The following is a 25,276-nucleotide window of genomic DNA, read 5'->3' as shown; positions in this document are numbered from 1 at the left end:
GATTGCACGGTGATTTCGAACATTGTCGGGCACAAACGGATGAACGGGACGTGACGATATGGATCGCGCCCGCGACGGGCGCCGAACCGTGCCCCGAGCGTAGCCCCGGAATGGGGTTTTCGGGCGGTTCGCACCGTCGAACGGCCACCCGCGACGGGCCGCGCCGGGCGAGAGTGGGCACAATGGTTGGCGTGACTTCGGGCGAGCAGCAAACCACGACTTCCTTCTACGAGGCGGTCGGTGGAGCCGACACCTTCCATCGGATCGTGGGGGCCTTCTATCGCGAGGTGGCGGCCGACGAGGTGCTGCGCCCGCTGTACCCCGAGGCGGATCTGGGTCCGGCCGAGCGGCGGCTGCGCATGTTCCTGGAGCAGTACTGGGGCGGGCCGCGCACCTACGGCGAGGAGCGCGGGCATCCGCGGCTGCGTATGCGGCATCATCCCTTCAAGGTCGGCCCGATCGAGCGCGATGCTTGGCTGCGCGCCATGCACATCGCGGTGGCCGAGATCGAGCCCGAGGTGCTCGACGATGCCCACCGCAAGCAGCTGCTCGACTACTTCGAGATGGCCGCCAATTCGCTCATGAACTCGCCCTTCTGAATTCGTTTCGCAGAAGTCGTAGGCTCCCACAGCGTTTCCGATAGTGCCGCCGGTCCGCTGATCATTTGCTGAAACTGGACAAGTCTCACCGACGCGCCCTCGAGCAGCGCCGGGCTTTGGCACTATTACTCGCTGTGACAGATACTTTCGCCGCGCCCCTGCCTTCCGAGTCAGGCGCCGCGCCCACGCAGGCGCCGTGGTGGCGATCGGCCGTGTTCTATCAGGTGTATCCGCGCTCGTTCGCTGACTCCGACGGCGATGGCGTCGGAGACCTGCGCGGGCTCCGCGACAAACTCGGCTACCTGGAACTACTGGGGGTGGACGCGCTCTGGATCTGCCCGGTCATGCGCTCGCCCATGGCGGACGGCGGCTACGACGTATCCGATCCGCGCGATATCGATCCGCTCTTCGGTGGGATCGAGGCCATGGACGAGGTGATCGCGGAGGCGCACGAGCGGGGGATGCGGGTCACCATGGACCTGGTGCCCAATCACAGCAGCGACCGGCACCCGTGGTTCGCGGCCGCACTGGCTTCGCGGCCCGGCAGTCCCGAGCGGGCGCGCTATATCTTCCGCGACGGCCGCGGGCCCGGAGGCGATGCGCCGCCGAACAATTGGCCGAGCATCTTCGGCGGACCGGCCTGGACTCGCGTCACCGAGCCCGACGGTCGGCCCGGGCAGTGGTATCTGCACATCTTCGCGTCCGAGCAACCGGATCTGAACTGGGAAAACCCCGAAGTCGCCGCGGATTTCGAACGGACCATGCGGTTCTGGCTGGATCGCGGGGTGGACGGCTTCCGGCTCGATGTCGCGCACGGCATGGCCAAGCCACCGGGCCTGCCCGATTGGGAGCGCGTCAGCACCCGCATGTTCGCCCACGACGACAACGATCCGCGATTCAATCAGCCCGGCGTGCACGAAATCCACCGTCGCCTGCGCAGAGTCATGGACGACTATCCGCGGGCGGTGGCGATCGGCGAGGTGTGGGTGGACGACAACACCCGCTTCGGGGAGTACGTGCGGCCCGATGAACTACACCTGGCCTTCAACTTCCGATTAGCGGAGACGCCGTTCCATCCCGACCGGATTCGCGCCGCCGTCGACAATTCGCTGCGCGCGGTGTCGGCGGTCGCGGCGAGTCCCACCTGGACGCTGTCCAATCACGATATCGAGCGCGAGGTCACCCGCTATGGCGGTGGCGCCGTGGGGCAGACGCGGGCGCGGGCGATGGCCATGCTGGAGCTGGCCTTGCCGGGGGCCGTATTCGTCTACAACGGCGCGGAATTGGGGCTGCCGAATGTGGACGACCTGCCGGAGGCGGCCTTGCGCGATCCGGTGTGGGAGCGGTCCGGGCATACGCAGCGCGGGCGCGATGGCTGCCGGGTGCCGTTGCCGTGGGAGGGGAAGCAGCCGCCGTTCGCGTTCACCACGGGGAGGTCGTGGCTGCCGATGCCCGCGCAGTGGGCGCATGTGACGGTGGAGAAGCAGTTGGAGCGGCTGGATTCGATGCTGTCGCTGTATCGGATGGCGATCGAATTGCGGGCCACGCGTCCGGAATTCGGCGGGCCGGGGCTGGAGTGGTACGGCAGCCCACCGGGGTGTCTGGCGTTTCGGCGGGACGGGGGTCTGCTGTGTGTTCTGAACGCGACGGATGCACCGATTCTGCTGCCCGCCGGAGAGGTGTTGCTGTCGAGCGCTCCGATTAGCGCTAGAAAACTTCCGGCAAACTCGACCGCCTGGCTGGTTTGAAGCGGATTCGAACCGGATTTTCGCGACACGCGTTCGGGCACGCCAACCGGTCGGCGGACCTGATCCGACCATCGACTACCGTTGGGCCGTGAGCATTCTCCAGACAGTGCTGATCTATGTCGGCATCCCGCTTGCGATCTATCTGGTGATCGCCGGATTGTCGTTCCTCGGTAAGCCGCTGCCCGGCAAGAAGCCGGACCACTATGAGCTCGGCGCGAAGTGGTCCCAGCCTCCGGTGCTGTGGAGCGCGACCGACGAGGTGACCGGGTCCGGTCATCACGACACCGCTGAGCATTCGCATGGCAATCATGCGGCTATCGAATCCGCCGTGGCGGACCTGATCGGAGGCCGGGCAAGTGGCAAGTTCTAAGTGGCCCGCGGTCAACGAGGCCGAGCTACCCCACGGTTGGGTCGTCACCACCAATGGACGCGTGTCCGGTGTGCACGAGGCCGGCGCCGTCTTCGACGAGGTGCCGTTCAGCGATCATGAGCGGCTGCTCATGGACAATGCGCTCACCGATGCCACCCGCGCCACCAAGGTGCGCTTCAACATCTACATCGGCGACCTGGGCGAGGATTCCGGCCGCGGCGCCGACTCCGTGTTCCCCGCCACCCCGGAGTTCACCCGTTCGGTACTCATCGCAGTGGACCCGAACACCAACTCCGTCGAGGTCCGCTCCGGCCGCGATGTGGCCGAGCGCGCCAACGACCGCGTCTGCCAGCTGGGCGCCACCGCCGCCCTGAGCTCCTTCCGCCAAGGTGACCTGATCGACGGCCTGGTCTCGGCCGTCCGCGTCATGGCCGCCGCCATCGGCCGGATTTAGCACCCGCCCCGCAACTCTGGGAGCCCTCGGAGGCATCTCGCCCCCGAACCCCACTCGGAGTCCCGACCCCGCGCCGCACCCCGGCCGGGGTCGTCCCGTTTCTACGCTCTGAGCGTAAGAGCCGCCGCACCGGCGGGCATCGACCTTAGGCTCGGACCATGTCCGAGTACCCGCGCCTCACCGCGATCCCCGGCGGACGAGAAGACCAGCCGCTCGAGCCCCTACGCACAGCGGTCGGCGACCCGCTGCGCAGCGAGATGCCGGATCGGCACCCGCAGCAACCCGTGCGCGGGCCCCAGCGCCGCAACCACCCACGCACCCCCCTCCGGGTAGTCCGCGAGCCGCTCTGGCGCGAGGTCCTAGGCGAGCAGCTCCGCTCCCTCCGACAGCAACAAGGCGAGAAGCTCACCGAAACCGCAGGCCGAGCAGGCATCTCCCCCCAATACCTCTCCGAGGTGGAGCGCGGCCGCAAGGAACCCTCCAGCGAAATGATCGCCGCCTTGGCCGGAGCCCTGGGCATCACCCTCTTCGGCCTCACCCAACAGGTAACCGAAGAACTAGGCCGCCGCCTCCTGACCACCCCCTCCCGCCCCGCCATGCCCACCATGACCTCCGGCCCCACCCTCATGGCCCTGGCCGCCTGAACACTCGTCGCCCAATTCGGTACGGGGCGGAGGCATTTGGTCCACCGGCCGCCTCCTGCGTACCGCGCCGAGGCCCTTCCGCCGGTCTCGGCTGTCGGCCGTGGTTGCTGCCGTCCGACGGGCCGTGTAGGACTCGGCTAGTCGGTCCTCACCGATGAGCATGCAATGGTGGAGGCGCTACTCGGCGTTTGCCTCCGCCATTGCATGCTCGTGGGGGCGATCATTCTCGGGGGTCGAGGATTCGGTCTACCAGGCCGTAGTCGAGGGCGGCTTGGGGGGTGAAGACTCGGTCTCGGTCGGTGTCTCGGCGGAGGGTTTCGAGGGGTTGGCCGGTGTGGTGGGAGAGGATTGCCTCTACCTGGGCTCGGAGGCGGACTACCTCGTCGGCTTGGATTATGAGGTCGGGGATGGCGCCTCGGCCGCTGGTGGCTTGTTGGTGCAGGACTACTCGGGCGTGGGGGAGTAGGGTGCGGCGGCCGGAGGCGCCGCTGGCCAGGAGGACCGCGCTGACCGCTATGGCTTGGCCTACGCAGGTCGTGGCTACGGGGGAAGAGATGTGTTGCATGGTGTCGTAGATGGCGAGCATGGCCGAGAGGTCGTTGCCGCCTTCGGAATTGATGTAGAGGTTGATTTCCTGACCGGGACTGTCGGCGTCCAGGTGCAGGAGTTGGGCGATCAGGGCGTTGGCCACGCCCGAGTCGATGGGGGTGCCCAGGTAGACGATTCGCTCGGCCAGCAGGTGCGAGTAGACGTCCATGATGCGCTCGCCGCGCGGATGCTGGGCGATGACATTGGGGATCGTGTAGGAGGTCATGCTGTTTCCTTTCCGGCGTGAGTGGGGCCCTGCGTGGTAACGCTTCGCTTCCGCCTTCGGGCCTGACCACTCACGCCGAGATTCCCATCTTGTGGCGCTGCGGGACTACCTGCCAGAAGGATTCGACGATCTCGTCGATAAAGCCGTACTCCTTGGCCTGGGTGGCGGTGAACCAGCGGTCGTGCAGCGAATCCTCGTAGATCTGGTCGTACGGCTGGCCGGTGTCGGCCGCGATGAGGCTGAGGACGGTTTGCACGGTGTGGCGCAGATCGTCGGCCTGGACTTCGATTTCGCCCGCGCTGCCGCCGATTCCGGCCGAGCCCTGGTGCATGAGGATCCGGGCGTGGGGCAGGGCGAATCGCTTGCCGGGGGTGCCCGCGGACAGGAGGAACTGTCCTGCGCTGCACGCTAATCCGAGCGCCAGGGTGGAGACTTCGCAGGGCAGCAGTCGCATGACGTCGCGAATCGCGAGCATGGCGGGGACGGAGCCGCCGGGGGAGTGGATCCACAGCGAGATACCGGCTTCGGAATCCTCGGCGGCCAGCGAGAGCAGCTGCGTCATGAGCAGCGTCCCATTGTCGTCATCCAGGGCCCCGTCGAGCACCAGGACGCGGCGGCTGAACAGTTGTTCGCGAGTGCGCCAGTTGAACATCGGCGTCTTGTCGTCGTTTGCCATAGGTCCACCGTGCCTCGCCGGGACCCCGGAATTCGCGCCACGCTGCCCATGGCGGATCTGCTCACAGCAGCGTGGCGCGAACGGGGTGCAACGGGCAGCCTTGGTGAACTGACGCAAACGGCTGCGGCCCCCTCCCGATAGAACGGGAGGGGGCCGCAGCCGTGTCTACGAGCTACTGCTGGTCGAAGGCGCGAGCGCGGAGCGAGCGCTCGATTCCGGCCCGGCCCTCCACCACGAGACGGCGCAGGGCCGGCGGGCGGTCGTCGGAGAGGAACTTGTCGGCGGCGAGGACGGCCTCGTCGGTGATCGCCCAGTGCGGGTACAGCCCGACGACCACGGTCTGCGCGACCTCGCTGGAGCGGCGCTCCCACACGGCGGGGATATCCGCGAAGTAGCGGTCCACATAGGAGCTCAGCAGCTCCGACTGACCGACCGGCGCGAAGCCGGTGACGATCGCGCGCACGGTGATATTGGCGACCGAGTCGTCGTTCACGGCCGTATTCCACGCCGATTCCTTGACCGCGGCCTGCGGGCGAGCGGTCGCGGCGGCAGCGGCCTGGCGGCGGCCCGCGGCGGTCGGGTCACGCTCCAATTCGCTGTCGATGAACGGGGTTTCGATGCCGTCGGCGTCGATGACACCGGCCGCCGCGAGGGCCTGGATGAGCCGCCAGCGCAGATCGGTGTCGACCTCGAGCCCGGCCAGTCCGGCGGCCGCCGGATCGGTGTCGAGGAGCTGGCGCAGCACCTCGGTGTGGCGGATGGTGCCGGTGAGCGCGTTGACGAAGGCCAGCTGGTGGTCCGAGCCCGGTTCGGCGGCGCGAGCCAGTTCCAGCAGGCGGTCGGCGAATTCGGGCCAGCCGGTCTGCTCGGCCCAGGCCGGGTCGGCGTAGGCGGCGAGCGCGGTCTGCGCCTGCATGAGAAGCCGCTGCACCACACCGATTTCGGTTTCCGCGCCGACGCCGCGCTGCACCAGGGCGATGAAGTCGCGGGCCTTCATCTCGGCCTGCCGGGTCATTTCCCAGGCCGCCGACCAGCACAGGGTGCGGGGGAGCGGTTCGGCGATATCGGCGATGCGGGACACGACGGTGTCGAGCGAGTCGCGGTCCAGGCGGACCGAGCAGTAGGTGAGGTCGTCATCATTGACCAGCACCAGCTTGCCGTGCGCGGCACCGATCAGCTCGGGCACCTCGGTGCGTTCGGCCGGGTTGATATCGAGCTCGACGCGCTTGGTGCGCACCAGCTTTCCGTCCTGATCGTCGTAGATGCCGATGGCCAGGCGGTGCTTGCGACGCTCACCCGCACCGGGCTCCGCGCCATCCTGAATGACGGTGAAGGAGCTGTACTTGCCGTCGGCGTCCACGGTGAAATCGGGGCGCAGGATGTTCAGGCCGGTGGTCTTGAGCCACTGCGCGCCCCAATCGGACAGGTCACGACCGGAAGCCTTCTCCAGCGCACCCACCAGATCATCGAAAGTGGCGTTGCCGTAAGCATGTTCGGTGAAGTAGTCACGCAGGCCCGCCAGGAACGGCTCCCGTCCGACATAGGCCACCAGCTGCTTGAGCACGGAAGCGCCCTTGGCATAGGTGATTCCGTCGAAGTTGACCTCGACGGCCGCCAGATCCGGGATATCCGCCGCGATCGGGTGGGTGGAGGGCAGCTGGTCCTGCCGGTACGCCCAGGACTTCTCCACATTCGCGAAAGTGGTCCAGGCATTGGTGTATTCGGTCGCGTCCACCTGGCACAGCACCGAGGCGAAGGTGGCGAACGACTCGTTCAACCACAGGTCGTCCCACCACTTCATGGTGACCAGGTCGCCGAACCACATGTGCGCCATCTCGTGCAGCACGGTCTCGCAGCGGCGCTCATATGAGGCGCGAGTCACCTTGGAGCGGAAGACGTAATCTTCGAGGAAGGTGACCGCGCCCGCGTTCTCCATTGCGCCAGCGTTGAATTCGGGCACGAACAGCTGGTCGTACTTGCCGAAGGCGTACGGCACACCGAAATTGGTGTGGTAGAAGCCGAAGCCCTGCTTGGTTTCGGTGAAAAGCCGTTCGGCGTCCATGAATTCGGCCAGCGAGGCGCGGCAGTAGATGCCGAGCGGGATCTCGCCGTGCGAGTCGCTGAAGCTGTCGGTCCACTTGGCGTACGGTCCGGCGATGAGCGCCACCAGGTAGGTGCTCATGCGCGGGGTGGTGGCGAAGGTGTGCTCGAGCACGGTGCCGATCTTGCGGGTGCCGGTGACGGCACCGTTGGAGATGACCTCCCAGTCCTCCGGCGCGGTCACGACCATGTCGTAGGTGGCCTTGAGGTCGGGCTGGTCGAAGCAGGCGAACATGCGCTTGCAGTCGGCGGTTTCGAACTGCGAGTACAGGTAGACCTTATTGTCGGTCGGGTCGACGAAGCGGTGCAGACCCTCACCGGTATTGGAGTATTCGCCGTCGGCCTCGATCACGAGGACGTTGTGCTCGGCCAGCCCGGTCAGGGTGAGGCCCTGAGACTCGTCATAGCCGCTCACATCCAGCGCGGTGCCATTGAGCACCGCCGAGCGCACGCCCGCGCCGACGAAGTCGATGAAGGTCCGCGCACCCGCCGTCGCCGTGAACGTCACCGTCGAGCGCGAGAAGAAGACCTCGCTGCGCGGCGCCTCCGCGCTGGTGGGCTGTCCGGTCAGGTCCAATTCGACGCGGTAGTTCTCCACCTGGACCGTCGCGGCGCGTTCGATGGCCTGTTCGCGGGTGAGATTCGGTGCGGACAAGGGGGCTCCTTAGCTCTCGGAGAAGCAATGCGGCGGGCGGCGCTGCCCACCGACATACGTTGCCCAGAATGCCACGTCGCCCGGCCGCGCCGCGCCCGCATTGCGCGGCCGGGTCCGACGGCTTGCGGAACCGTTCCGGCTGCTCGGTAGGCTGTGCGGCGGCAGCACGTCGCGCGATTCGCGCCCCAGCACGAGGAGGACCGTTGAAGCACATCCACGCCGGCAAGGTGCGCGACCTGTACGAGGATGGCGATTCGCTGATCCTGGTCGCCTCCGACCGGGTGTCGGTGTACGACGTCGTTCTCCCCACGCCGATCCCGGACAAGGGCGCGCTGCTCACCCAGCTGTCCAACTGGTGGTTCGGCTTCTTCTCCGATGTGCCCAACCACATTCTGTCCACCACCGATGTGCCCGCCGAGTTCGCGGGCCGCGGGGTGCGGGTCAAGCCGCTGAAGATGGTCAAGGTCGAATGCATCGCGCGCGGGTACCTGACCGGCTCCGGCCTGAAGGAGTACCAGGCCACCGGAACCGTTTCCGGCATCCAGCTGCCGCCCGGCCTGCGTGACGGCGACAAGCTCCCCGAGCCGATCTTCACCCCGACCACCAAGGCCGACGAGGGCCACGACGAGCCCATCTCCTTCGTGGATGTGGTGAACCAGGAGGGCCGCGAGGTCGCCGAACAGCTCCGCGACCTCACCCTCAGCGTGTACGCCCGCGGTGCCGAGCACGCCGCTTCCCGTGGCGTCATCATCGCCGATACGAAGATCGAACTCGGTTGGGACAACGACCTTCTCACCGTCGGCGACGAGGTTCTGACCTCGGATTCCTCCCGCTTCTGGCCCGCCGACGACTACGAGCCCGGCCGCCCCCAGGCCTCCTTCGACAAGCAGTTCGTGCGCGACTGGTCCACCTCCACCGGCTGGAACAAGGAATACCCGGGTCCCGAGATCCCCGCCGAGGTCATCGACGTCACTCGCCAGAAGTACGTCCAGGCCTACGAACTCATCACCGGCAACACCTGGTCGGGCGTCACCGCCTAGCATCCGCAGTCACCGCCGACCGACCTCGCGCCAACAGCGCCGGGCGGCAACGAGTGTCACCGGCTGGTGAGAGTCGGTATTGCGGCGTGCCGGTCTCCAAATCGGGCGGATTCGTCTTCACCCACTTTCCTAGGTCTTCACACACTCGATTGCGTGGGTGAAGTGCCGGAAAAGTGGGTGAAGTCAACGAGTTCAGGTGGCGGGTGGGGGATTACGCGGGGACGCGGTCCACGGTCAGGAATTCTTCGACCAAGTCGGCGGCTCGGCGTTCCAGGGCTGTGTACTGCGCTTCGCGTTCCGCCCCCATGACGGCCTCGCCGATGTGTAGCTTGCCCTCGGCGTCCAGGCGCTGGGGGCGCTCTTCGGCGTCGGGCAGGATGCCGACCTGCGAATGCGAGAAGCCGCAGTAGTAGGCGATGCCCATGTTCAGTTGGCCTTCGAGCGCAGTCTGTATGAACGCGATGATGGCATCGTCCTCGGCCGCGCCGGCCAGTCCGAGCCAGAGCATGCGCTTGCCGGCGAGGCGGGGCTTGCTGCGGCCGTAGGCGAATCCGTAGTTCCAGACCCGGTCGATCCAGCCCTTGAGCAGGGCGGGCGGGGCGGCCCAGTAGATCGGGAATGCGGCTACGACGATGTCGGCGTTGAGGATTCGCCGCATATGGTCCTCGACCTCGGGGGAGTAGACCTTCTCGCGATCGTTCCAGTCGGGCTGGTCGGCGACGGTCATACGCGGGTCGAAACCTTCCGCGTGCAGATCGAGCAGGTCGATGCGGTATCCGGCCGCCTCCAACTGACGGGTGGTCCGCCGGGCGATATGCGCGGTGAGCGAATCGGTGCGATGATGCGCGACCACGACGAGAGCGGTGCGGGAGCCGTTGGCATCGGCGTGAGTCATGGATGGTCTCCTCGGTGTGCGGTTCGTTTAGGTCTGTACCCAGTACAGCCGCGATCGCATGGACGATCCATGGGTGGAAAGCTCCGATCGATAGGAGTTCGTCTACATTGGAAGTCGTGGACCCCTTGAGTCAGCTATTGAGCGGTATCCGGGCCGAGGGATCGGTGGTCAGCCATGCCGTGCTGCAAGCGCCCTGGACCATTCGCTTCGCCGATCGCGCGCCGCTGACCATGGTCACGGTCCTGCGCGGCGGCGGTGCGCTCGTGCAATCCGATGGCACCTGCACACCGCTCGTTACCGGCGACACCGCGATCGTGCGCGGGCCGGAAGCCTTCCACTTTGCCGACCAACCGGACTCGATTGGTGGCCCGCACACCGAATACGAGATCGCCTGCTTCGCCGCCGATCCCGACTGTGCGGTCGAAGGATTGCGTGGAATCCATTGGGGCACAGACTCCGACGATGCGACCGCGCTGGTCGTAGGCGCCTACCAGACCTCCACCCGCCGCCACGAACGACTGGTGCGCACCCTCCCCGAAGTGCTGGTGGTCGCCGACGACACCGACATGTGCCCCTGGATGGAAGCCGCCGCGCAAGAAGCCGTCACCCACAGCGCCGGCTCCCAAGCCATGATGGACCGCCTCCTGGACTGGGGCCTGGTCTGCACCCTGCGCAGCTGGTTCGAACAGGCCGGACCCGACGCCCCCAGCTGGTACCGCGGCCTGAACGACCCCGTGGTCGCCCCCGCCCTGAACGCCATCCACACCCGCCCGGGACTGCCTTGGACGGTCGCCTCCCTGGCCGCCGAATCCGGTATCTCCCGAGCCCTTTTCGCCAAACGCTTCAGTGCCACCATGGGCCGCCCACCCCTCACCTACCTGACCGAATGCCGCATGGACGAAGCCGAAGAACTCCTCGCCGCAACCGAATTCACCGTCGCTCAGGTAGCCAAGTCCGTCGGCTACGCAGACGCCTTCGGCTTCAGCGCCGCCTTCAAACGTTCCAGAGGCCTGAGCCCCACCGCCTACCGCTCGGCCGCCGCCTAGCCTCCTGATGGCGGCCACCGCCCGGGTTGCCAGGTCAGCAGGTCGATGCCGACATCGGCACCCGCTGCCGCTGAAGCTGTATGCAGGCTCGTCGGTGAGGTGGGTGATCAGGCGGTAGGCGTCCTCGCACCGCACATGAAATTCCGGCATGCTCTTGGCCGGAATCCGTTCGCGCCGTGGGTCCCGGCCAAAGCATGCCGGGATGACGCCCGGGCTTGGAATCAGGGGGTGCGGCGGAGGCGGGCGGCGCGGAGGGTCAGGTAGTCGCGTTCGGGGGTGCTGGTCGTGCGGCGGGCGGCGGCGATGTAGTGGGTGATGGCGGCTTCGTGGTGGCCTGCCATTTCGTGGAGGTGGCCGCGGACGGCGTCGAGGCGGTGCGTGCCGGACAGGCTTGTGTCGAGGGTGTCGGTGAGGTCGAGTCCGGCTCGGGGGCCCTGGACCATGGCTGTAGCAACGGCTCGGTTGAGGGTGACCATGGGGTTGGGGGCCACGCGTTCCAAAGCGTTGTAGAGCAAGAGGATTCGTGGCCAGTCGGTGTCTTCGGGGCGGAGTGGCTGGGCGTGCAGGCTCGCTATGGCGGCCTGGATTTGGTACGGGCCGATGAGGCCGCCGGAGACCGACGCGGTGGCCAGGCGGACACCCTCGATGATCATGGTGCGATCCCAGCGGGTGCGGTCCTGTTCGGCCAGGGGGATGAGTTCGCCGTGCGGGCCGGTGCGGGCCGCGCGGCGGGCATCGGTGAGCAGGAGCAGGGCGAGCAGGCCGGTGACCTCGGGATCGTCGGGGAGCAGCCCGTGCAGGCTGCGGGTCAGGCGGATCGCTTCCGCCGACAGATCACCACGCCGCAGGCGGGCTCCCGCGGAGGTGGTGTGACCCTCGGTGAAGATCACGTAGAGGACGTGCAGCACCGCGCCGACCCGGGCCTGCCATTCGGCGCGATAGCCATTGCCGTCGGCATCCGAGGGCAGCGCGAACGGCCGATCGAGGGCGGCGAGCCGTTTCTTGGCGCGGGTAATGCGTTGCGCCATCGTGGATTCCGGTAGCAGAAAGGCGCGCGCGATCTCCTCGGTGGTGAGACCTCCGACCGCGCGCAGGGTCAGCGCGATGGCGCTGGCGGGGGAGAGCGAGGGGTGACAGCAGAGGAAGAAGAGCGTGAGCGTGTCGTCACGGTCGGTGCTCGCCGTGCCGGGAACGCCGAGGCGCGATTCTGTCGGAGCATCGCGAATCGCTGTGGCGGACTCCCGATTACGCCGCGCCACCTCGGTGCGCACGGTATCCACCAGCCGTCGCGAGGCGACCTGGATCAGCCAGCCCCGCGGATTGTCCGGCCGCCCTTCCTCCGGCCACTGGGTGGCGGCCGCCAGCATCGCCTCCTGGAGCGCGTCCTCGGCGGCATCGAAATCGCCGTATCGGCGCACCAGCGCACCGAGCACCTGCGGCGCGAGTTCGCGCAGCAGATTCTCGATGTCCGACGATGTGGGAGAAGGCATTTCGAGAATCGGCGGCGCTACTGGTCGCTGGCCGGTGCGCTCATGACCGGCCGCACCTCGATGTATTCGCCGATCGGCTTACCACCCGGACCGGGTGCGGCCGAGGCCTGGGCGGCGATCTCGTACGCGCGTTCCGGCGTCTCCACATCGACGATCCAATAGCCCGCCAGGAATTCCTTGGTCTCGGGGAACGGTCCATCGGTGACGACCGGTGCGGAGCGGCCGTCCGACAGGACGATGCGCGCCTCGCCCGGCCCGGCCAGGCCCTGGGCGTCGACCAGTTCACCGGCCTTGGCGAGTTCCTCGCCGAGGACGCGCTGGAAGTCGATGTGCGCCTGGATTTCCTCGGGACTCCACTCGGTGATCGGGGTATCGCAGTAGGCGGCGGGTGCGTAGGTCTTGATCAGCATGTATTTCATGAGTCCGGCCCTTCTGGTCGCGGGTGCACCGCTCGGGTGCGGTGCGCTCGTGCATTGGTCGGAGCCAGGCCCGCGGTTTCGACGTAGTTTCGGATCGCTATCGCGCGATGCCGGTCACAGCGGCGTGCCCGGGTCGGCCAGCCCGACCGCATCGACCGGTTCACCGCTCAGAATCAGCTCCTTGATCCGATCCGTCACATCCCACACATTGACGTTCATCCCGGCCAGCACCCGATTGCCAGAGTCCAACCAGAACGCCACGAATTCCCGCTTGCCGGTATCCCCGCGCACCACGACCCGTGCGGCCTGCTTGGCCGCCACATACCCCGTGTATTCCATGCCCAGGTCGTACTGATCGGTGAAGAAGTACGGCAGCCGGTCGAAAACAGCGGGTTTGCCGAGCATGGTGGCCGCCGCCACCGCGGGCTGATTCAGCGCATTCGCCCAGTGCTCCACCCGAATTCGCCGCCCCAGCACCGGATGCTGCTGATCGGCGATATCCCCGACGGCGACGATATCCGGATCGCTGGTGGCCAGGCTCTCGTCCACCAGCACGCCGTCCTCGGTGGCCAGCCCGGCATCCACGGCGAGTTCGATATTGGGTCGCGCACCCACCGCCACCAGCACCGCGTCCGCCTCGATGAGGGTGTCGTCGGCCAATCGCACGCCGGTGGCGCGCCCGTCCGCGACGGTGATCTCCGCGACCTTGGTCCCGGTGCGCAGATCTACTCCGTGCTCGCGATGCAGCTCGGCGAACACCTCGCCCATCTCGGGGCCGAGGGCGGTCTGCAAGGGCGTCGGCAGCGTCTCCAGCACCGTCACCTCCAGCCCGGCGGTGCGGGCCGCGGCGGTCACCTCGAGGCCGATCCAGCCCGCGCCGATCACCACCAGTCGCCTTGCGGTGCGGAACATTTCGAGCAGCGCCTCGGTGTCCTCGGCATAGCGCAGCGTGTATACCCCGGCGGCGTCCGCACCGGGTACCGGCAGCCTGCGGGGGCGAGATCCGGTGGCCAGGGCCAGTTTGTCGTAGGGCAGGGTCGTACCGTCGGGCAGCGCAATGGTTTTCGACGCCCGGTCGATGCCGGAAACGGTGGTGCCGAGCAGCACCTCGATATGGTGATCGCGATACCACTGCGCCGGATCGACGATGCAGTCCGCGGGCGTCTTCTTGCCCAGCAGGCACTCCTTCGACAGCGGTGGCCGCTCATAGGGCAGCCGCTCCTCCGCGCTGACCAAATGGACCGTGCCGTCGAAATCATTGGCCCGCAAAGCCTCCGCGAGCTTGGCCGCCGCCAGCCCTCCGCCCGCGATAATGAACCTGGATGCCGTGGTCATGCCGAAACCTCCCTGCGCCGCGAAGGGCGCGGCTGCCGACTATGAGGCCGAATACCCGACCCTAACCCTCGGCCGGGGCACCGGAGCGGAAATATCGGCAAGAACCCCGGTTGTTGCGCATGGAGTACGGTCGCGAGTCGACCGCCTTTGATGTGCGAAAGGAACTCTCCTGTGAGTGAGACCAAGAAGGACAAGGTCGACTTCTGGTTCGATCCGCTGTGCCCGTGGTGCTGGATCACCTCCCGCTGGATCCTCGAGGTCGAGCAGGTCCGCGATATCGACGTCAACTTCCACGTGATGAGCCTGTCCGTCCTCAATGAGGGCCGGGAAGGGCTGCCCCCGCAGTACGAAGAACTGCTCAAGAGTGGCTGGGGCCCGGTCCGGGTCGCCATTGCCGCCGAACAGCAGCACGGTGCGAAGGTTCTTCCGGCGCTGTACGCGGCCATGGGCACCCGCCTGCACAATCGCCGCGCCGACTACGAGCAGGACGGCCCGCGCGAGAACATGCTGGCCGTGGTGATCGAGGAATCCCTCGCCGAGGTGGGCCTGCCCGCCGAGCTGGCGGCCGCCGCCACCAGCACCGAGTACGACGAGGCGCTGCGGGTTTCGCATCACGCCGGGATGGACAAGGTCGGCCCGGATGTCGGCACGCCGACCATCCACATCAATGATGTCGCCTTCTTCGGGCCGGTGCTCTCGCGCATTCCGCGCGGGGAGGTCGCGGGCAAGGTGTGGGACGGCGCGGTCGCGCTCGCGTCCTACCCGCACTTCTTCGAGATCAAGCGCACGCGGACCGAGGACCCGGTCTTCGACTGAGACCGCGCCCTCGGCGACTCGTCAGCTGGTGGGTCCGCCCGAGTAGAACAAGGGTGCTGTCTCGCCGTATCCGCCCTGTGGCGGGTACGGCGGGTAGGGCTGCTGGAAGGCCGTCGGCGAATGCATCGGCTTCTGCTTCGGCCGCAGGAACAATTTGCCGTGCCGACTGCGATCGCGCAGCGCCCACATGCGCCAGGTCAGTACCGGATGGCTGGCCATCGCATTGACCACCCAGACGAAGAAACCCTTCTCCTGCGCGGCGCGGTCCGCCATCTCGTCGAATCCGACCAGCGGGTTGAGGTACTTACCGCCCGCGAGGGTCTGCATGGCGCCGGGCGCGCCGACATGCCGATTGCAGAAGCCGTGATTATCGGCCGTGTACTCCTGCGCGCGAATCAGCGAACTGCCCAGAATCGGCAGGAACGACACCAGGAACATGCCGACCTGCCGCCAATACGAGGTGTGCCCGGCGGCGATATGGCCGACCTCATGGCCGATGATGAAGGCCAACGCGTCGGGATTGCGTGCCGCGCCGCCGACTTCGAACAGGTCGCTGTAGACGACCACGTACCGCCGGAATCCGTGCCCGGAGGCGAAGGCATTGATCTGCCCATTGCCGAGGACCACATACGCGTCGGGGACCTTCTTCATGCCGAAGCGCCCGGCCGCCTCCTGCACCATCCGATAGCCCTCGGGGAACTGGGTGGGCGACATCTTCACGCCATTGATCCGCTGGGTCGCGAAGTTCATGCCTCGGCCGATCCACAGCAGTAGCGGCGCGAACGCGAACAGCAGCACGTACTGGTCGATATTGCCGGTCAGCAGCATCAGAATCGCGAAAAGATAGGCGAACACCGTCAATACGACGACGATCACCAGCAGCGGGATCTCCCAGCTGTGCCGCGCGGGCATACCGAACGGCGACAATCCGCGAGTGGACTGATGCGGCGGAATCTGCGGCGGCGAATACGGCTGCTGCACAGCCCATCCCGGCGCTCCCAACTGCGGATTCCATCCGGCCATCCCGGTCGCGGGATTCCAGGCGGGATGGCTACCGGTGGGCGGCTGCCCGGGTTGGCTCGCTGCCGGATAGCTCCCCGTGGGCGGCTGCGCCGGTTGGTCCCATGTGTTCTGCCCCCGGTTGGCGTCCGGCGGTGGCGATTGATCGTCCGACGTCATGGCGTGCACTCTATTCAGTCGTCGTGAACTCGGAGTCCGAGCGCACTAGTTATTCGCGTTTTCGATCAGACCGCGTTAATGCGCGGGCATCCCCCGGCGCGCGGCGGGTTGGCGGCCTGACAGAATCTCCGCCATGCGCGTATACCTGGGTGCCGACCATGCCGGCTTCGAACTGAAGAACATTGTCAAGGCTCACCTGGAGGGCCAGGGCCACGAGGTCACCGACTGTGGTGCCCTGGAATACGACGCCCTCGACGACTACCCGGCCTTCTGCATCGAGGCCGCCCGCCGCACCGTCGCCGACCCGGGCAGCCTGGGCCTGGTCTTCGGTGGCTCCGGCAATGGCGAGCAGATCGCCGCCAACAAGGTCGAGGGCGCGCGCTGCGCCCTGACCTGGAGCGTGGAGACCGCTCAACTCGCCCGCCAGCACAACAACGCCCAGCTCGCCGGTATCGGCGGCCGCATGCACTCCACCGAGGAAGCTCTCGCCATCGTGGACGCCTTCATCGCCACCCCGTGGTCGGAGGAGCCGCGCCACCAGCGCCGCATCGACATCCTCGCCGAGTACGAGAAGACCGGCCTCGCCCCCGCCCTCCCGAACTGACCTGTGCCCGAAGGCCATACGCTGCACCGCCTGGCGAAGCTGCACCACAAACGCTTCGCCGGCGGTCAGGTCCGCGTCTCCAGCCCCCAGGGCCGCTTCGCCGCCGAGGCCGCCCGCCTGGACGGCCGCACCCTCACCCGCGCCGAAGCCTGGGGCAAACACCTACTCCACCACTACGACTCAGGCCTGATAGTCCACATCCACCTAGGCCTCTACGGCACCTTCACCGAATCCCCTTTCCCCTTGGGCGAACCCGTAGGCCAAGTCCGCATGCGCCTGATCGGCGGCGGCCGCTCCGGCGACCTCTTCGGCACCGACCTCCGAGGCCCCGCCGCCTGCGAAATCCTCCTCGAACCTGAGGTCACCGCCCTAACCGACCGCCTAGGCCCCGACCCCCTACGCCGCGACGCCGACCCCGACTTGGCCTGGCACCGAATCACCCGCTCCCAGCGCCCCATCGGCGCCCTGCTCATGGACCAGAAGGTCCTCGCGGGAGTAGGCAACGTCTACCGAGCGGAAGTCTTGTTCCGTCACGGCATCTCGCCGCGCCGCCCCGGAAAGTCGTTGTCCCGCACCGAATGGGATGCCATGTGGACCGACATCGTGGATCTGATGAAAGTCGGTGTCCGCCGCGGCCTGATGCACGTCGTCCGCCCGGAACACGATCACGGTGCCCCGTCCTACGCCGCCGACCGCCCGCGCACCTACGTCTATCGCCGCGTCGGCGAGCCCTGCCGCCTGTGCGGAACCACCATTCATCATGCGGTGATGGAAGGCCGAAACCTCTTCTGGTGCTCCACCTGTCAGCACACGTGAATCGGCGATGGTTGCAAGATCAGCGGCAATAGAGTGTTCACTATCTACCGTCAGTCGGCCGGAAGGCGGCCGAACTCGTTTCGAATCTCGAGGGAAGCCCCGTTCGCGATCAAGAAGTCGACAACGCTCGTCATCTTTCGAAGCGCCGCGTATGCGTAATGCAGAGGGGTCATACCCATGTCGCCCAGTTGGTTGACGTTCGCCCCGGCACCGAGCATCAGACGAATGGTCTCCAGATCGCCCCTACCGGCGGCGATATGCAATAGCCCGTCTTCGTTGGTGTCGATGTAGGTCATCGGGTCAATCGGAGCGAGTGGGTCATCATCCTCGTAGTTGATGAGGTCCTGGTACTTCGATTGTATTTCCCGTATCTCGTCGTCCGTTAGGTCCAATGGTCACACCCCAATCGCTCGATCGCGTCCTCCTGAAGTCCAGAACCTATCGCCTGACCTGCTCTGTCACGGTCGCAGACACGCTCTTCGTCATGACAGTGCGTTGGCTTGCGAAATACCTCGAGATCTCACGTTGAACTAGGACCGTAACTGTCCTATCTCCCCGACATACTCGAATCATGAGCGAAACCGAATCGACTGCGGGACAACCGGATCAGTCCGACATCACCGACTACAACGATCCGAACGCGCCGTGGAACCAGGCGTGGGACCAGGAGGGCGGCATTGCCGACTGGAACGATGATGTGATCAAGGAGTTTCGGGAGAACTCGGGTGCGGTGGGCGGTGCTTATGCGGGTGGGGACCTCATCCTGCTCACCACGACCGGAGCCAAGAGCGGCAAGCCGCGCACGACCCCGCTGGGTCCCCTGTATCGGGACGGCATCATGTACGTGAGCTCGTTCATCGAGGACAAGTACCCGGCCTGGTGGTACAACATCAAGGCGAATCCGCAGGTCACCATCGAGCTCCGGGACAAGACCTACCGGGCGACCGGCAAGGTGCTCGAAGCCGAGGACTACGACGAGTTCGCGGCCTGGACGCTTGCCAACAATCCGCTGCTGGCGGACTTTCAGTCCAAGGTCGACCGGCCGATTCCACTGGTCGTGCTGACCCTTGACGGCGAGAGCTGAGGGCTCCCGGGGACCTTTCGGCCGTGGTATGTCGACAACGGTGCGCACCGGGCCGCGCGGCAGCACCAGGATGCCGCTGATCGGCACGGCGGCAATATCGTAGGGACCTGGACGAATGTGTACTTGTGAGACTCGACCGAGTCGACGGTTGGCTCACCGGGTTCGATTGTTCTGCGGGGCAGGCGATGTCTCACAATCCGGGTGTGACGGATGTGGACGATGACTTCGGGTTCAATCGTTATGGGAGGCGAACAATGAGTGCGCTGACACAGGAAACGATGTATCTCGTCCGCAAGAAGCCGACGCCGGCTCAGGCCGAGGAGCGTCGCCGCGAAGCAGAGAAGATCCTAGGTCGACGGTTGCCCCCGGCTGCCACCCCCGTCACGACCGATAAGTAATCAAGATCTGACAGTCGAGCTGACCAGGCCGTCGTCGGCAACGTCACGAGGCGCGGTGCCTCCCATGGATGCGATGCAGATTCCGGATCGGAATACGGTGTAGCGGAACGCCGTTCGCGACGAGCAACAGCTCCTCCGGGGTAGGCCGCGGGTGCGGCCGATCCTCGGAGATTCCCCACTGTGCGACCGCTACGACGCCGACGCAGGAGAGTGCGACGACAAAAAGCTGAACCAGCATGGATGACAACCCTTCAGCGGTGGTACAGCATGGTGGCAAGTTCGTTGAGTCCCCTGAATCGCGGGTGGTCCAGCGGCAAGACCGCGTCCCAATACTGGGATCTCACCGCGTCCCATAAGGCAACGTGTTTCGGGAACCAGTCGCGCACCTGGACCAGATCGGGGCGGGTGTCGTTCTGCCCGAAATGCACGGTCCCTGGTGTCCCTGCGGGAGCATCGACAATCGCCCCATCGGTCAGCACTCCATAGGCGGCCCGATGGGAGGCGCGATCGGTCAATGACTCCATCGCGATCCGATCCCCGACAATGCGCCAGGTAGCCGACACATCGCCAATCTCGGTTGTATGCAACATATTCCGGTCCACTTATCGGTAGTAACGGCCGCGTGTCGAGAGGGTACGTCGGCCGCGATCGGTGATTTCCCATGTGCCGCGCCCACCGCGCTGCCGCCCCACGATCAGCCCGCGCGAGCGCAGCTTCGACACCGCATTGCGAGTGCGCCACATGGTCAGTTCTGCTGTTCTCGCGAGGCACTCCACAGAGAGGACCCCGCCGGGTGCGAGCGACGCCAGCACCGCGACTTGTGCCTGGTCGAGTCGGGTAGTCGAGTACATGGGACCGAGAATGCGCGGGTTCGGTGATCGAAGTGTGCGGGAATCTCGATTCCGGGAAAATGGCGCGAAAGCCCAGGACGTGTTGCGCTGCAAGGAATATAATTCTTGCAGCGCGCAAGGAACGTACCCAGTGTCATGCAACAGGGAATCGAGCGGCGTGACCGACATCCAAGATCCGATGGAGACAGGCGGCACCTTGCCGCGCAGGCAACTCGGGCGGTTTCTTCGGGAAGTCCGCGAAGGGGCAGGGTTCACCCTCGAACAAGCTGCCGCGCTGATGGAGTGGAACAAGTCGACGCTGAGCAGGCTGGAACGCGGACTGACCGAAAGGATCAGGGTGCGTGAGGTTTTGGCGCTGTGCGAAGCTCTCGGTCTGGACACTGAGGGTGTCGCAGTAGCAAAGGCTCTTGCCGAGCAGGAACCCACGACATCTTGGTGGCATGCCTATGCCGATCTGATCCCGGCCAACTTCAATACGTTTGTCGGGCTGGAGGCCGGTGCAAGGGCCTTGATCTTCTACCAGCCATTCATCATTCCTGGTCTATTGCAGACCGCCGACTATGCCCGCGCGCTGGACCGAACGTACTTCCCCCTCGAAACGGAAGCGGAGATCGACCGCCGGATCGAGGTCCGGAAACAGCGGCAGAGCGTGATCTTGCGTCAGAGGCGGCCGGCCGAGGCACGTATTGTGTTGCACGAGAGCGCCCTTCGAACCGTCGTGGGCACACCGCGTGTGACGGCTACTCAGCTGCGGCACGTCACGGATGTCAGCACGCGAGAGAACGTCGAAGTACGAGTGTTGCCTTTCCGGGCAGGGGTTCCCGTAGGTATGCCCCTCACACCTTTTGTCATCTTCCACTTCGGCAGAAGCGGTCGGAAGAAGGTCGAACCGACGGTCGTCTTCGCCGAAAGCCTGGTTGGCGCAATGTACTTTGAGCGAAAGGCAGAGGTGTCGATCTACCGAGACGCGTTCACAGCCATACAGGCAGCAAGCTTGGACGCTCGCCCGAGCCGAGATCTGATTCGTGAGATAGCAAGGGAGCACGACAGTGGGCATTGACCCGAACCGAGTCGCATGGTTCAAGTCCAGCCACAGCTCAGGGGGGCAGGAATGCGTGGAGGTCGCGTTCCTCGGCGAGGGCAAGGTCGGCGTCCGCGACTCGAAGCACCCCACCGGCCCGGCGCTGATCTTCACGCCGGGTGAGTGGGACGCCTTCACCGCCGGTATCAATGCCGGGGAATTCAACCGCCCCTGAGTGCATGATCGGCTTCAGAACATTGAAGAAGCTCCCCCTGCTGTGGGGCGCTTCTTTGGGGCCAGCAGGGCTGACATATGCGGCACCAGACCAGGTTTCGAGCCTGAAGCACTACCGCGAGTGTGTCACGGCTGGTAATTCCGCACGTAGACCGTATCTACGCCGAGTGCGCCGACGCCGGTTGCGCCGCCTGGATGTCCGAGTGGGATTGTGCGACCTGGCAGCGGCTCGTTGAAGAAGCGGGCGTTCTCGATGATGAACTGCTCTTGGCCCGCGGGCATATCCTCCTCGTAGTGGATCGCGTCGACCGGGCAGGCTGGTTCGCAGCCACCGCAGTCGATGCATTCGTCGGGCTGGATGTAGGCCATTCGATTGCCTATGAAGATGCAGTCCATCGGGCATTCCTCGATGCAGGCTTTATCCAGGACATCGATGCAGGCGGCGCCTATTACGAACGTCACTGTGCGCTCCTCTGCGGTTTTCACTCCGCGACGTGCGGATATTCATGATCCTGCTGGTCGCGCGCGGGAGATGGTAGCGGCACGATGGTGACAACGTCATAAGGTGTTCTTATGGTTCTGCCCTCGAGGACACCCGACCTGGAAGTGCTCGATCTGCTCGCCTCGGTGGCAGAGCTGGGCAGTCTCGGTGCGGCCGCGCGGCGACACGCCATCAGCCAGCCCGCCGCCAGCATGCGGATTACCGCATTGGAGCGGAGGTTGAATCTGCGATTGCTGGATCGTGGGCGGACCGGGTCGGTCTTGACCGATGCCGGGCAAACCGTGGTCGACCTCGGCCGCCCGGTGCTGTCGGCAGCGCTGGAACTGGCGGACGGTATCGCGGCCCTGCACAGCGCCGCGCGACCGAGCTTGCGTGTCGTGGCCTCGACAACCATTGCCGACCATCGCATTCCGCATTGGCTCACGGCGCTACGCAAGATCCACCCGGAACTGGCGGTGGTACTGGACGTGGCGAACTCGCAACAGGTGACCGCAGCGGTACGTGATCGTGAGGCTGTGCTCGGTTTCGTCGAAGGACCGCACCCGCCAACAGGTTTGGGCAGTCGCATCCTCGCCGCCGACGAGCTTGTGGTGGTCGTCGCACCGACGCACCCTTGGGCCCGACGTAATGCGCTGACCCCCCGCGAACTGGCCGACACCCCACTGTTGTGGCGGGAGAAGGGCTCCGGTACCCGCGAAACGGTCTGGGAGGCGCTCGAAATACACCGCACCCCGGCCCCACCGGCAGCCGAACTCGGCTCGGCCGCAGCGATTCTCGCTACTGTCCGCAGCGGCGCGGCGCCCGCGGTAGTCAGCCGCCTGATCGTGGCACACGAACTACGCGCCACCACCCTTCGCGAGGTCCCCCTCTCCGGCTCTCTTACTCTCACCAGAAAATTCCGTGCCATCTGGCATCGCCGAACACCTCCCACCGGCCCGGCCGCCGACTTGGTCGAACTCGCCGCCCGTATCGAATCGGGCCGCATGCGGAAACGGTAGAGCGGCACCGTGCGGACGCTCGAAACCTGTTTTGGTGCCCGACCTGCCCGACCTGTCAGCCGCGGTAGCTGCGTCACACAACAGATCGGTTCCGGGAGATCGTTCGGCGATATGGATACGCCCAGGTGGGCGATCGTCGCACGATGGGAGCGTGGGAAATCGACCGAAGGTATTTCAAGCGGCCTGGATTGGTTCGGCGCTGATCGGTGTCGCGATCATCGTCTTCGGTGTAGTGACTCTGGTGACGCATATGTCCGGCGATGACGGGCTTTGGCAGGCCGACGCGGTTGCCAGTGTCGGGATGGGCTTTTTCGGGCTGCTGATCACGCTCTTCGGTTTCCGCCTCCGGCAACGTTGGGCCTGGTGGGCGCTGTGGTTCTATCCCGCGTTCTGGCTCGCACACCTGATCGGCGATCTGCCACCGGGTAAGGACCATGTTCACCAGGTCTTGTTCATCGCCATCTCGCTCGCGGCCCTGCTCGCCACCATCCCTCACTTCTTCCCGCGGGCGCAGGCGATCGACGAGAACCCTCGCGGTGGGGATCAGTTTTTGTAGCGTTGGCCTTCGGCGAGCTGGCGGGCGATGGTTTCGGCGCCGACACCTCGTTGGAGGGCGGCGGTCAGGGTGGGGGCTATGCCGCCCAGTAAGGCGATGAGGCGCAGGGTTGGTGGGGCTACATCCAGTTCGGCGCGGTTTTTCTCGATGGCTCGAATGACCGCGCGGGCTACGTCGTGTGGAGATCGGGTGCCGACGCCTCGGGGGAGCGTGACTCCGGCGTCGGTGACCATGCCCGCGTCTCGGATGTAGCCGGGGAACAGGGTTGAGACGCCGACATTGTGGTGGCGCAGGTCTTCTCGAAGTGCGAGAGCGAAACCTCGGAGGCCGAACTTGGTTGCGCTGTAGAGGGATTCCTGTGCGGTGGCTGTTTTTCCGGCTAGGGAGGAGAGGAAGACCAGGTGGCCGCGTCTGCGCGCGGTCATGGACTCGGCGGTGAGGCGTGCCATCACGATGGGTGCGCGGAGGTTGACGTCGAGCGCGCGGTCCAGCTCCTCCATCGAGAAGTCGGTCAGCGTTCCACCCGCCGGTAGCGCGGCATTGGCAACCAGCACATCGATTTCGCCCGCGTCCCGCAGCAGTTTGTCGATCGCATCCCGGTCGGTCAGGTCCGCGGGGATGGCCCGGCCACTCACCTCTTCGGCGAGGTCCTCGAGCAGATCGGTGCGGCGTCCGGTGAGTACCAGTTCGCCGCCCCGGGCTGCCAGCTCCGTCGCAATCGTTCGTCCGATGCCGCCGGTAGCCCCGGTCAGCAAGATGCGTGCGCCCCGAACATCCATGTCACATGCTCCGGTCGGGGATGGCCGGGGTGACGATCACGGTGACGCTGCCTGCCAGGACCATCAGCAGTTCGTCGGTGTCGGGGTGCAGCTCCCAGCTCGAGGCGTCGAGCCGGTCGCCGTAATACATGCAGAACGCCCCGTCGTTGAACGGCGCGAGCACCTGGAAGTCGAACGGAGAGAGAGTCTTCGCCACGGCGAGAGGATCGTGAATTCGCATACCCCCACTCTGTCGCGCGCCGGGAGTGCCGATCTTGTACAAATGTTCCCTGACGGGCAGGCGGTGTGATCCGAAGGCAATTTTCAATTTCCTGTTGTGCCGCAACAGCTTCCGTGATCATGGGGAATGCGACCAGTCGGGTTAATTTCATTTGAAAATGGATATTCGGAGGACGGGGGCTTCTATAGTCGGATGGGTAAGCGAGATCTGTTTCTAGGTAAGGAATGTTCGGATGGACGCGACCTCGTGGCTCGGACCTCGGGACTACCGGCTGTTCAAGGGCGACCAGCTAGCAGTGATCGACACGACCAATGGGAATAAGATCAGTTACGAAGGGAAGATTGGGGATCATGGGACTTATGCCAATATCCCCGCCAATTTCAAACGAAGTATCGACGCTACGACGTGGCGTGGCGTTCCTGGTGACTATCGGCTCTTCCGGGGGGATCGGGTCATCTCGATCGATACGAGCCAGGGCAATAAGGTCATCTACGACGGGCTCATCGCCGATCATGGGACCTATGCCAATATTCCGGAGAGCTTCAAGCGGGGGATCGACGCCACCTCGTGGCTGAGTGCTACCGACTATCGGCTCTTCAAGGGGGATTGGCTGGTCGTCATCGATACGACTCATGGCAACCGGATCACCTACGACGGTCTTATCGCCGATCATGGCACGTACGCCAACCTTCCGGCCGCCTTCGCGCGGTGTATCGACGCGACCACCTGGCGGGATGTCGGCACGGATTACCGGCTCTTCAAACGGGATCGACTCGTCGTGATCGACACCGTGAATGGCAATGCGGTGAAGTTCGATGACAAGATCGCCAATCACGGCACGTATCAGAATCTCTCGTCGTACTGGACGTCGTGATTTATCCGGGTAGGGAAACGCCGTAATTCGCTCGATTCAATACCGCTGATCGGCACTGC

At 65.6% G+C, this 25,276-nt stretch carries 31 protein-coding genes; 17 read left to right on the top strand and 14 right to left on the bottom strand.

Annotated elements, in window-relative coordinates; translation table 11 throughout:
- The first annotated feature begins 182 nt into the window (after nucleotides 1-182).
- From AB0N05_RS24720 to AB0N05_RS24700, 5 genes are all read left to right on the top strand, one after another.
- The gene (locus tag AB0N05_RS24720) at nucleotides 183-599 is read left to right on the top strand and encodes a globin (protein ID WP_364698205.1); all 417 of its coding nucleotides are present in this window, start codon (nucleotides 183-185) and stop codon (nucleotides 597-599) included.
- A 158-nt stretch (nucleotides 600-757) separates the two neighbouring features.
- Nucleotides 758-2,347, top strand: a complete 1,590-nt coding sequence (locus tag AB0N05_RS24715; protein ID WP_364698403.1) for a glycoside hydrolase family 13 protein — start codon at nucleotides 758-760, stop codon at nucleotides 2,345-2,347.
- 88 nt (nucleotides 2,348-2,435) lie between these two features.
- On the top strand, nucleotides 2,436-2,717 hold the full coding sequence (locus AB0N05_RS24710; RefSeq protein WP_364698204.1) for a hypothetical protein: 282 nt from the start codon (nucleotides 2,436-2,438) through the stop codon (nucleotides 2,715-2,717).
- Complete coding sequence (locus tag AB0N05_RS24705) at nucleotides 2,704-3,171, top strand: DUF5130 domain-containing protein (protein ID WP_364698203.1); 468 nt, start codon at nucleotides 2,704-2,706, stop codon at nucleotides 3,169-3,171. The genes AB0N05_RS24710 and AB0N05_RS24705 overlap by 14 nt, the downstream gene beginning before the upstream one ends.
- Nucleotides 3,172-3,455: 284 nt before the next feature.
- Nucleotides 3,456-3,815: a helix-turn-helix transcriptional regulator gene (locus tag AB0N05_RS24700; RefSeq protein ID WP_364698402.1), complete on the top strand. Its 360-nt coding sequence runs from the start codon at nucleotides 3,456-3,458 to the stop codon at nucleotides 3,813-3,815.
- Between the two features lie 220 nt (nucleotides 3,816-4,035).
- Here AB0N05_RS24700 and AB0N05_RS24695 read toward each other — a convergent pair whose 3' ends face one another.
- The 3 genes from AB0N05_RS24695 to pepN form a co-directional block, all read right to left on the bottom strand.
- Nucleotides 4,036-4,629 (bottom strand): ATP-dependent Clp protease proteolytic subunit, encoded by a 594-nt coding sequence (locus AB0N05_RS24695; RefSeq protein ID WP_364698202.1) that lies wholly within the window; start codon nucleotides 4,627-4,629, stop codon nucleotides 4,036-4,038.
- A 70-nt stretch (nucleotides 4,630-4,699) separates the two neighbouring features.
- Complete coding sequence (locus tag AB0N05_RS24690) at nucleotides 4,700-5,305, bottom strand: ATP-dependent Clp protease proteolytic subunit (protein WP_364698201.1); 606 nt, start codon at nucleotides 5,303-5,305, stop codon at nucleotides 4,700-4,702.
- A 172-nt stretch (nucleotides 5,306-5,477) separates the two neighbouring features.
- Nucleotides 5,478-8,060, bottom strand: coding sequence for an aminopeptidase N (gene pepN, locus AB0N05_RS24685; protein WP_364698200.1), 2,583 nt, complete (start codon nucleotides 8,058-8,060; stop codon nucleotides 5,478-5,480).
- Nucleotides 8,061-8,263: 203 nt separating this feature from the next.
- On the opposite strand from pepN, the gene AB0N05_RS24680 reads away from it, so the two are divergent.
- Nucleotides 8,264-9,100 (top strand): phosphoribosylaminoimidazolesuccinocarboxamide synthase, encoded by an 837-nt coding sequence (locus tag AB0N05_RS24680; RefSeq protein ID WP_364698199.1) that lies wholly within the window; start codon nucleotides 8,264-8,266, stop codon nucleotides 9,098-9,100.
- Nucleotides 9,101-9,311: 211 nt separating this feature from the next.
- On the opposite strand, the gene AB0N05_RS24675 is transcribed toward AB0N05_RS24680, so the two are convergent.
- Nucleotides 9,312-9,995, bottom strand: coding sequence for an NAD(P)H oxidoreductase (locus tag AB0N05_RS24675; RefSeq protein WP_364698198.1), 684 nt, complete (start codon nucleotides 9,993-9,995; stop codon nucleotides 9,312-9,314).
- A 116-nt stretch (nucleotides 9,996-10,111) separates the two neighbouring features.
- On the opposite strand from AB0N05_RS24675, the gene AB0N05_RS24670 reads away from it, so the two are divergent.
- Nucleotides 10,112-11,041: an AraC family transcriptional regulator gene (locus tag AB0N05_RS24670; RefSeq protein ID WP_364698197.1), complete on the top strand. Its 930-nt coding sequence runs from the start codon at nucleotides 10,112-10,114 to the stop codon at nucleotides 11,039-11,041.
- A gap of 221 nt (nucleotides 11,042-11,262) precedes the next feature.
- Here the strand turns inward: AB0N05_RS24670 and AB0N05_RS24665 are convergent, their stop codons facing one another.
- From AB0N05_RS24665 to AB0N05_RS24655, 3 genes are all read right to left on the bottom strand, one after another.
- On the bottom strand, nucleotides 11,263-12,531 hold the full coding sequence (locus AB0N05_RS24665; RefSeq protein ID WP_364698196.1) for a sigma-70 family RNA polymerase sigma factor: 1,269 nt from the start codon (nucleotides 12,529-12,531) through the stop codon (nucleotides 11,263-11,265).
- A 17-nt stretch (nucleotides 12,532-12,548) separates the two neighbouring features.
- Nucleotides 12,549-12,950 carry a YciI family protein gene (locus AB0N05_RS24660; RefSeq protein ID WP_364698195.1) on the bottom strand — a complete coding sequence of 134 codons (402 nt, stop codon included), beginning with the start codon at nucleotides 12,948-12,950 and terminating at the stop codon, nucleotides 12,549-12,551.
- Between the two features lie 114 nt (nucleotides 12,951-13,064).
- Nucleotides 13,065-14,285: an FAD-dependent oxidoreductase gene (locus tag AB0N05_RS24655; RefSeq protein ID WP_364698194.1), complete on the bottom strand. Its 1,221-nt coding sequence runs from the start codon at nucleotides 14,283-14,285 to the stop codon at nucleotides 13,065-13,067.
- A gap of 171 nt (nucleotides 14,286-14,456) precedes the next feature.
- On the opposite strand from AB0N05_RS24655, the gene AB0N05_RS24650 reads away from it, so the two are divergent.
- The gene (locus tag AB0N05_RS24650; RefSeq protein WP_364698193.1) at nucleotides 14,457-15,101 is read left to right on the top strand and encodes a DsbA family protein; all 645 of its coding nucleotides are present in this window, start codon (nucleotides 14,457-14,459) and stop codon (nucleotides 15,099-15,101) included.
- Between the two features lie 21 nt (nucleotides 15,102-15,122).
- On the opposite strand, the gene AB0N05_RS24645 is transcribed toward AB0N05_RS24650, so the two are convergent.
- Nucleotides 15,123-16,013, bottom strand: coding sequence for a M48 family metallopeptidase (locus AB0N05_RS24645; protein WP_364698401.1), 891 nt, complete (start codon nucleotides 16,011-16,013; stop codon nucleotides 15,123-15,125).
- A 400-nt stretch (nucleotides 16,014-16,413) separates the two neighbouring features.
- On the opposite strand from AB0N05_RS24645, the gene AB0N05_RS24640 reads away from it, so the two are divergent.
- Both AB0N05_RS24640 and AB0N05_RS24635 read left to right on the top strand, forming a co-directional pair.
- Nucleotides 16,414-16,884, top strand: a complete 471-nt coding sequence (locus tag AB0N05_RS24640) for a ribose-5-phosphate isomerase (protein WP_364698192.1) — start codon at nucleotides 16,414-16,416, stop codon at nucleotides 16,882-16,884.
- A gap of 3 nt (nucleotides 16,885-16,887) precedes the next feature.
- Nucleotides 16,888-17,700, top strand: a complete 813-nt coding sequence (locus AB0N05_RS24635) for a DNA-formamidopyrimidine glycosylase family protein (RefSeq protein ID WP_364698191.1) — start codon at nucleotides 16,888-16,890, stop codon at nucleotides 17,698-17,700.
- Between the two features lie 50 nt (nucleotides 17,701-17,750).
- Here AB0N05_RS24635 and AB0N05_RS24630 read toward each other — a convergent pair whose 3' ends face one another.
- Entirely contained in the window at nucleotides 17,751-17,996 is a 246-nt protein-coding gene (locus tag AB0N05_RS24630) for an ankyrin repeat domain-containing protein (protein WP_364698190.1), read from the bottom strand.
- 275 nt (nucleotides 17,997-18,271) lie between these two features.
- On the opposite strand from AB0N05_RS24630, the gene AB0N05_RS24625 reads away from it, so the two are divergent.
- Complete coding sequence (locus tag AB0N05_RS24625) at nucleotides 18,272-18,784, top strand: nitroreductase/quinone reductase family protein (protein WP_364698189.1); 513 nt, start codon at nucleotides 18,272-18,274, stop codon at nucleotides 18,782-18,784.
- A 203-nt stretch (nucleotides 18,785-18,987) separates the two neighbouring features.
- Nucleotides 18,988-19,182 (top strand): hypothetical protein, encoded by a 195-nt coding sequence (locus tag AB0N05_RS24620; protein ID WP_364698188.1) that lies wholly within the window; start codon nucleotides 18,988-18,990, stop codon nucleotides 19,180-19,182.
- A 251-nt stretch (nucleotides 19,183-19,433) separates the two neighbouring features.
- Here the strand turns inward: AB0N05_RS24620 and AB0N05_RS24615 are convergent, their stop codons facing one another.
- Nucleotides 19,434-19,772 (bottom strand): hypothetical protein, encoded by a 339-nt coding sequence (locus AB0N05_RS24615; protein WP_364698187.1) that lies wholly within the window; start codon nucleotides 19,770-19,772, stop codon nucleotides 19,434-19,436.
- Between the two features lie 12 nt (nucleotides 19,773-19,784).
- A complete protein-coding gene (locus tag AB0N05_RS24610; RefSeq protein ID WP_364698186.1) occupies nucleotides 19,785-20,033 on the bottom strand; it encodes a hypothetical protein in 249 nt (82 codons plus the stop codon).
- Nucleotides 20,034-20,190: 157 nt separating this feature from the next.
- On the opposite strand from AB0N05_RS24610, the gene AB0N05_RS24605 reads away from it, so the two are divergent.
- Together AB0N05_RS24605 and AB0N05_RS24600 are read left to right on the top strand one after the other, a co-directional pair.
- Nucleotides 20,191-21,093 carry a helix-turn-helix transcriptional regulator gene (locus AB0N05_RS24605; protein ID WP_364698185.1) on the top strand — a complete coding sequence of 301 codons (903 nt, stop codon included), beginning with the start codon at nucleotides 20,191-20,193 and terminating at the stop codon, nucleotides 21,091-21,093.
- Nucleotides 21,083-21,289: a DUF397 domain-containing protein gene (locus AB0N05_RS24600; protein ID WP_364698184.1), complete on the top strand. Its 207-nt coding sequence runs from the start codon at nucleotides 21,083-21,085 to the stop codon at nucleotides 21,287-21,289. The genes AB0N05_RS24605 and AB0N05_RS24600 overlap by 11 nt, the downstream gene beginning before the upstream one ends.
- 125 nt (nucleotides 21,290-21,414) lie before the next feature.
- Here AB0N05_RS24600 and fdxA read toward each other — a convergent pair whose 3' ends face one another.
- A complete protein-coding gene (gene fdxA / locus AB0N05_RS24595) occupies nucleotides 21,415-21,750 on the bottom strand; it encodes a ferredoxin (RefSeq protein ID WP_364698183.1) in 336 nt (111 codons plus the stop codon).
- A 111-nt stretch (nucleotides 21,751-21,861) separates the two neighbouring features.
- Here fdxA and AB0N05_RS24590 point away from each other — a divergent pair, with 111 nt between their 5' ends.
- Entirely contained in the window at nucleotides 21,862-22,788 is a 927-nt protein-coding gene (locus AB0N05_RS24590; RefSeq protein WP_364698182.1) for a LysR family transcriptional regulator, read from the top strand.
- Nucleotides 22,789-22,939: 151 nt separating this feature from the next.
- Entirely contained in the window at nucleotides 22,940-23,344 is a 405-nt protein-coding gene (locus AB0N05_RS24585; RefSeq protein WP_364698181.1) for a hypothetical protein, read from the top strand.
- Here AB0N05_RS24585 and AB0N05_RS24580 read toward each other — a convergent pair.
- Nucleotides 23,332-24,123, bottom strand: a complete 792-nt coding sequence (locus tag AB0N05_RS24580) for an SDR family NAD(P)-dependent oxidoreductase (RefSeq protein WP_364698180.1) — start codon at nucleotides 24,121-24,123, stop codon at nucleotides 23,332-23,334. The genes AB0N05_RS24585 and AB0N05_RS24580 overlap by 13 nt on opposite strands.
- Nucleotide 24,124: 1 nt before the next feature.
- Nucleotides 24,125-24,319 carry a hypothetical protein gene (locus AB0N05_RS24575; RefSeq protein WP_364698179.1) on the bottom strand — a complete coding sequence of 65 codons (195 nt, stop codon included), beginning with the start codon at nucleotides 24,317-24,319 and terminating at the stop codon, nucleotides 24,125-24,127.
- Between the two features lie 256 nt (nucleotides 24,320-24,575).
- On the opposite strand from AB0N05_RS24575, the gene AB0N05_RS24570 reads away from it, so the two are divergent.
- The gene (locus AB0N05_RS24570; protein ID WP_364698178.1) at nucleotides 24,576-25,217 is read left to right on the top strand and encodes a hypothetical protein; all 642 of its coding nucleotides are present in this window, start codon (nucleotides 24,576-24,578) and stop codon (nucleotides 25,215-25,217) included.
- The last annotated feature ends 59 nt before the right edge of the window (nucleotides 25,218-25,276 follow it).

This window comes from Nocardia sp. NPDC051030 (assembly GCF_040683015.1).
Classification (GTDB): Bacteria; Actinomycetota; Actinomycetes; order Mycobacteriales; family Mycobacteriaceae; genus Nocardia.
Note: the sequence above shows the minus strand (reverse complement) of the source record. Positions and strands in the feature narration are given on the sequence as shown.